This window comes from Geminicoccus sp. (genome assembly GCF_035556675.1).
Lineage (GTDB): Bacteria > Pseudomonadota > Alphaproteobacteria > Geminicoccales > Geminicoccaceae > Geminicoccus.
In genome coordinates this window covers 1-5,835 of the sequence record NZ_DATMFZ010000016.1, presented here as the reverse complement: position 1 = coordinate 5,835, position 5,835 = coordinate 1, and the positions used below count along the sequence as shown (strand labels likewise).

Here is a 5,835-nt window from a genome sequence, read left to right as displayed (position 1 = left end):
TGCCGCCCAGACCATCCCGAACCTCGAGTTCTGGTCGGTGGAGCAGCACAGCCTGGCGGAGATCTGGCAGCGCGCGCCGGCGTTTTTGGCGTTCCGCGGCACCGACTGGATGCAGGAGCCCTGCCGCTCCTGTGCCAGGCGGGAGCAGGATTTCGGCGGCTGCCGCTGCCAAGCCATGGCGATCTTAGGCGATCCTTCTGCCACCGATCCGGTCTGCACGCTGTCGCCGTTCCGCCACCGGATCGACCAGGCGCTGCGGGACGACCGGGTGGAGGCCGATGCAGGGCCGGAGGAGGGCTATCGCTACCGCGAGATGAAACGGGCGGCGGAAACGGTGGAGTGAGGGAGGCGGCGACGGACGCGGGGAATCCTCAGCCCTTCCCGTACTCGTCATGCCGCCGCCACCAGATGCCCGCCTCGTTGCGTCCCTTCGGCGCCCGGTCGAGCCACTGATACATGCCCCACAGCACGTCCAGCCCGCGCGCATAGGTGGAGTAGGCGTGATAGACGACGCCCTCCTCCAGGACGAACGTGCTCATGCCTGGCAGGTCGCGCGTGAAGCTGGCGGGATCGGTGCCGCAGGTGGCAGCGATATGCACGAGCGGCTCCGAGGGCGTCGGGTCCGCAGCCTGGGCGCTGCGGCGGAAATTGTACTCGCTCGTCCCGGCACGCTGCTGCTCCTCGGTAACCGCGACGTTGAAGTCGAAGTTGAAGTCGCTGTCATGGGCGGACGCCCAGGGGAAGGTCCAGCCCATCCGCCGCTGGTACGCCTGCAGCCGAGCCAGGGGAGCCCGCGACACCGCGCAGAGCGTCACGTCATGGTTCGCCAGGTGGAGGGCGAAGCCATTGAACCCATCGGCGATGGCCGAGCAGGACGGGCAGCCCGCCTGCCAGTCCGGCCCGAACATGAAATGGTAGACGAGAAGCTGCGAGCGCCCCTCGAACAGATCGGCCAGGGTCGCCGTGCCCCGCCCGGTCTCGAACCGGTAGGTCTTGTCGACCCGCACCCATGGCAGCGCCTGCCGCTGCCGCGCCAGCGCGTCGCTCTGCCGCGTCAGCTCCTTTTCCGCCTCCAGCAGCGCCAGCCGCGCTGTCAGCCATTCTTCCCGCGTGCCGGTCGCATGCCCGGTCATGGTCCGTTGCTCCTTCCCGGTTGGTCGTCGCGGCAGAGGTTGCTAGCGGGGAGCGGACGGCGGGAGTGACAAGTGTGGCGGGATTCGGGTGGACTCGCTGATCAAGGCCGCCGCGCGCGCGCTGGCCGCAGGTGACCCGCTGGGGGCACTGAACCGGGTAGCCCTGCGCCAGGACGCACCGGCACTGGCGCTGCGTGGCATCGCCATGGCGCAGCTGGGTGATCTAGACCGGGCAAAGGCGCTCATGCGCAGCGCGGTACGCGCCTTCGGTTCGCGCGACCCGCTGGCCCGCGCCCGATGCACCGTGGCGCTGGCCGAGATCGCCCTGGCTTCGCGCGACCTCAGCGGGTCGACCGAGGCGCTCACGGCCGCCCGCGCAACGCTGGAGCGGCATGGCGACCGGGCGAACGCGATGCACGCGCGCCATCTGGAGGCCAGGCACCTCCTCCTGATCGGCCGGGCCGACCAGGCGGAAGCGCTGCTGGCCGGGCTGGACCCGACCCTGCTGCCGCCGACAGCGCGGACCGCGCACGAGTTGGTGATGGCGGGTATCGCGATCCGCCGCCTCCATATCGCCCCCGCCCGCGCGGCGATCGCAGAGGCCCGGCACAGCGCTCGTCTTTCCGGCATCGCTGCACTGGAGGCGGAGGTGGAACGCGCCGCCTGCGTGCTGGACACGCCGGCGGCACGCCTGATCGCTCCGGGCGGCGATCGCCCGCTCCTGCTGGAAGAGGTGGAGCGCCTGCAGGCATCGGACGTGCTGATCGTCGATGGCTGCCGCCATGCCGTGCGCGCTCCGCATCGGGTGATCCCGCTGGCGACCCGGCCGGTGCTGTTCGCGCTGGCATCCACGCTGGGGGAGGCCTGGCCTGCGGACGTGCCGAGGGACGTGCTCATTGCCCGCGCGTTCGGTGCGAGGCACGCCGACGAGTCCCACCGCGCGCGGCTGCGGGTGGAAGTCGGACGGCTGCGGGCAGTGCTGGAGCCGCTGGCCTCGATCAGCGCCACCGAGCGGGGCTTCCTGCTGACGCCCCACGAGGCAGAAGCGGTGGTGGTGCTGGCCCGGCCCGTGGCGGAGCGCCATGGCGCGGTGCTGGCCCTGCTCGCCGACGGCGAGGCATGGTCGAGTTCCGCCCTGGCGTTGGCGCTCGGTATCAGCCAGCGCAGCGTGCAGCGAGCCCTCGATGCGCTGGCCGCGAGCGGCAGGGTCCGCCCGTTCGGCCAGGCACGCGCCCGCCGCTGGACGGCCGCGGCGGCCGTGCCGGAAATCGCGACGAGCTTGTTGCTCCCGCTCCCCGTGCCGGGCGGCTAGGCTCATGCCATGACCAGAGCACCCGCCGACATCCTGCAGGAATACGGGCCCTTTGCCGGCGTCGATGCCGTGCACGGGGTCACCTTCGATGGCCGCCATGTCTGGTTCGCCTCGGGCGACCGGCTCAACGCGCTGGATCCCCTGAGTGGCCGGATCGTGCGCGCGCTCGAGGTCGCGGCGAATGCCGGCACCGCCTTCGATGGCCGCCACCTGTTCCAGCTCGCCCGGGACCGCATCCAGAGGATCGATCCCGCCACCGGCCAAGTCGTCGCCACGATCCCGGCACCGGATGGTGACGACTGCTCGGGTCTCGCCTGGGCCGAGGGCACGCTCTGGGTAGGCGGGTACCGGAACCGGAAGATCCACCAGCTCGACCCGGAGACCGGCGCCGTCCTGCGCACCATCGAATCCAGCCGCTTCGTCACCGGCGTCACCTGGGCCGAGGGCGAACTCTGGCACGGCACCTGGGAAGACGACGAGAGCGAGCTCAGGCGGGTCGACCACAGGACCGGCGAGGTGCTGGAATCCGTCGTCCTGCCACGGGGCCTGGTCGTGTCCGGGCTGGAGTCCGATGGCGGCGAGCGGTTCTTCTGCGGCGGCGGCACGAGCGGCAGGCTGCGCGCCATCCGCCGGCCGGGGAAAGCCCGGGCCGGCGGTTCTACCTAGAGCAGCTGCTCAGGCTGGATCGGCGGCCTCCGGCAATGCCGCCGCACCGCCGGGTCGTCCCAGAGCATGCGACTTGAGCATGGCGGCCAGGTGCGGCAGCCGCTCCGCGTCGAGCATGCCCAGATGGTCGCCCGGTATCAGCTCGACGGTCACCTGCCCCTGGACGAATGGTGTCCAACCCAGCGCCGGATCCTCGAGCGCCCGGCCGCTCTCATAGTTCCGGTATTCCTCGGGAAAGCCGCCTTCGGTCCGGAACAGGGTGAGCGGGCCCTCGTAGCCTCGGGGCTGGTAGGCCACCATGGCACGGAAATTGGCCTTGAACACGGCGAGCATGCCGTCCAGCGCCACGCCCAGGTCGATCAGGCCGCTTTCGCTCAAGGCATGCATCGTGCGGGCCATCTGCTCGTCGGGCGGCAGCCTGCGGAGCTGGTCCAGCGGCTCCGGCAGCCGGTCGCCATAGAGGGCGTAGAGGGCACGGACGATGGAGCCCTGGGCGACTTGGTCGTTCTGGAAATCGTCCAGGCTGCTTTCGGTGACGACCGTGTCGAGCATGCCCAGGAAGGCGACCTCCTCGCCCTGGAAGCGGAGCTGGCGGGCGGCCTCGTAGGCCACGTGACCGCCATAGGAGTGGCCCAGCAGCAGGTACGGACCGCGCGGCTGGCGAATGCGCATCGCGGCCACGAGATAGGCCGCCTGCGCCTCGATCCGGTCGAGCGGCGCCTCGCCGCCGAAGAAGCCCGGCAGCTGCAGGCCCGCCAGGACTAGGTCGGGGCCGAGATGCTGGGCCAGGCCACGCAGGTAATAGGGCAGCGCCACCACGCCCGGCACGGTGAACAGGATCGGCTTGCCGGCAGAGTCACCGAACATCACCAGCGGCTCGACCGGCACGTCCTCGGCCGGAAGCTCCAGGGCGGCAGCAATGCCACGCACGGTCGGGTCGGTGAACAACGCCGACATGTCGAGTGAGCGGCCGGTGGTCTCGCGCAGCCGGCGCTGAACCATGACGAGCTTCAGCGAATCGGCGCCGAGGTCGAAGAAGGACTGGGTGGGTGATGGTGCCGCCGTGCCCAGCACCTCGCCCACCAGTTCGGCGATGCGCCGCTCGGCCGGGCTGGCCGGCTGCTCCTGCGCCGCGACGGTGGGCGCCTCGGCGGCCGCAACCCGTCCGAGTGCCGCGCGGTCGACCTTGCCGTTCGAGGACAGTGGCAGGTGCTGCAGGCCATGGAAGAAGCGGGGCACCATGTAGTCGGGCAGGCGCTCGGCCAGGAACCGGCGCAGCGTCGCGCCGAGGCCGCCTGTGCCCTCCGCCGCCAGCGCACCTGCCGCCACGGCCGGCGTCGAGGCCAAGAGCACGTCCAGGCCCAGCCGCTCGCCGATGCTGCCGGGCACGGACGGGATCTCGACCCGGGCAAAGCCGGCCCCGGCCAGCACGCTGCGCCAGGCATCACGGCTGAGCAGCGGATGGTTCCGGCGCAGATCCTGGTCGGTGAAGGAGTCGAAGCCGGACTGCAGGCCCATGCTCAGGTCGTACCAGGGCAGGAACCGGGTCTCCTCGATCATCACCAGCACCCCGCCCGGGCGCAGCCGCTGGCGGATCGAGGCGAGTGCGGTGGTGATCTCGGGCACGGCGTGCAGCACGCTGCTGGCGATCACTACGTCATACTGCTCGGCCGCCGCCTCCACCGGCGCCATCAAGTCCAGGCGCGACAGGTGCAGCCAGGGCTGATCGCCCAGGCGACGCTCCGCCATGTGGATGAAGTGCTGGCTGACATCGGTGAAGTGGTAGGTGATGCGGTCCAGCGGCAGCTGGCCCTGCAGGCCCGCCAGCGTGGTGCCGAGCCCCGCGCCTACCTCCAGGATGGCCAGGGGCTGCCTATCGGCGAGCTCACGGATCGTGCGGCCCAGCACCTGGTAGGGCACCTGGAACAGCTTGGCGTAGACCTCGGGCGTGCCGACATCGAGATAGATGTCCCCAGCATGGCGCCGGCCGGTCAGGATGTCCGGCAGCTCGGCGGTCAGCCGCTGCAGGAGCTTCAGGTCGGCGGCACCGAAGCCGAACCGGTCGAACGCGGCGAAGTCGCGCAGCGGATCGTCGGCCGCGGCGTCGCGGCCATGGTGACGGATCAGCGCCAGCGTGCGGGCGAGCCAGCGGCGATAGCCCGGCACGATGGCGCAGCGGTCCATGATCTGGTCGATGTCCGGCAGCCCGTCCGGGCCTGCCGGCAGATCAAAGGCGCCGAGCTTCGCCAACGCGTCGGCGGCAGCGCCGGCGGTGAACCGGGCCAGGCGGTCGGCGGCCGCATCGAACACCTCCGGCTCCACCGGGGCCGCGGTTCCCGCCACTGCCGCCTTGGCCGCTTCGGTCGCTTCCGCCCAGAAATCCCTCTCCGCTCCGGCCTCGTTGGGGACGACGAAGGCATGGAGGGTTTTGCTGTGCGGCTGGCCAGGCGCGGGCAAGGCGGCGGCCACCGCCTGGCGCACCGCCGGGTGCTGGATCAGCTGCGCCTCGATCTCCCCCAGCTCGATCCGGTGGCCTTGCACCTTCACCTGGAAGTCCTCGCGGCCCAAAAACTCGATCAGCCCGCCGTCCCGGAACCGGCCGAGATCGCCGGTCCGGTAGCGCCGCTCGCCGGTCTGGGGATCGGTGCGGAAGCGCTCGTTGGTGCGTGCCGGATCGCCGAAATAGCCGCGCGCCAGCCCGATCCCGCCGATCTCGATCTCGCC

The 5,835-nt window shown here is 71.2% G+C and carries 4 protein-coding genes and 1 pseudogene; 3 read left to right on the top strand and 2 right to left on the bottom strand.

Annotated elements, in window-relative coordinates; all coding sequences use genetic code 11:
- Positions 1–343: pseudogene (locus tag VNS22_RS01250) on the top strand (pyrroloquinoline quinone biosynthesis protein PqqE); the annotation flags it as partial.
- 28 nt (positions 344–371) lie between these two features.
- On the opposite strand, the gene VNS22_RS01245 reads toward VNS22_RS01250, so the two are convergent.
- Entirely contained in the window at positions 372–1,133 is a 762-nt protein-coding gene (locus VNS22_RS01245) for a DUF899 domain-containing protein (protein ID WP_325728791.1), read from the bottom strand.
- Positions 1,134–1,221: 88 nt separating this feature from the next.
- Here VNS22_RS01245 and VNS22_RS01240 point away from each other — a divergent pair, with 88 nt between their 5' ends.
- Together VNS22_RS01240 and VNS22_RS01235 are read left to right on the top strand one after the other, a co-directional pair.
- Positions 1,222–2,445: a helix-turn-helix domain-containing protein gene (locus tag VNS22_RS01240; protein ID WP_325728789.1), complete on the top strand. Its 1,224-nt coding sequence runs from the start codon at positions 1,222–1,224 to the stop codon at positions 2,443–2,445.
- Positions 2,446–2,454: 9 nt separating this feature from the next.
- Positions 2,455–3,111: a glutamine cyclotransferase gene (locus VNS22_RS01235; protein ID WP_325728786.1), complete on the top strand. Its 657-nt coding sequence runs from the start codon at positions 2,455–2,457 to the stop codon at positions 3,109–3,111.
- A 9-nt stretch (positions 3,112–3,120) separates the two neighbouring features.
- On the opposite strand, the gene VNS22_RS01230 is transcribed toward VNS22_RS01235, so the two are convergent.
- On the bottom strand, positions 3,121–5,835 hold a 2,715-nt coding region (locus tag VNS22_RS01230), incomplete at its 5' end, for a thioesterase domain-containing protein (protein WP_325728784.1).

Excerpts from the sequence above, each read along its gene's own strand:
- VNS22_RS01245 (WP_325728791.1), bottom strand. The coding sequence starts at position 1,133 with ATGACCGGGCATGCGACCGGCACGCGGGAAGAATGGCTGACAGCGCGG.
- VNS22_RS01235 (WP_325728786.1), top strand. The coding sequence starts at position 2,455 with ATGACCAGAGCACCCGCCGACATCCTGCAGGAATACGGGCCCTTTGCC.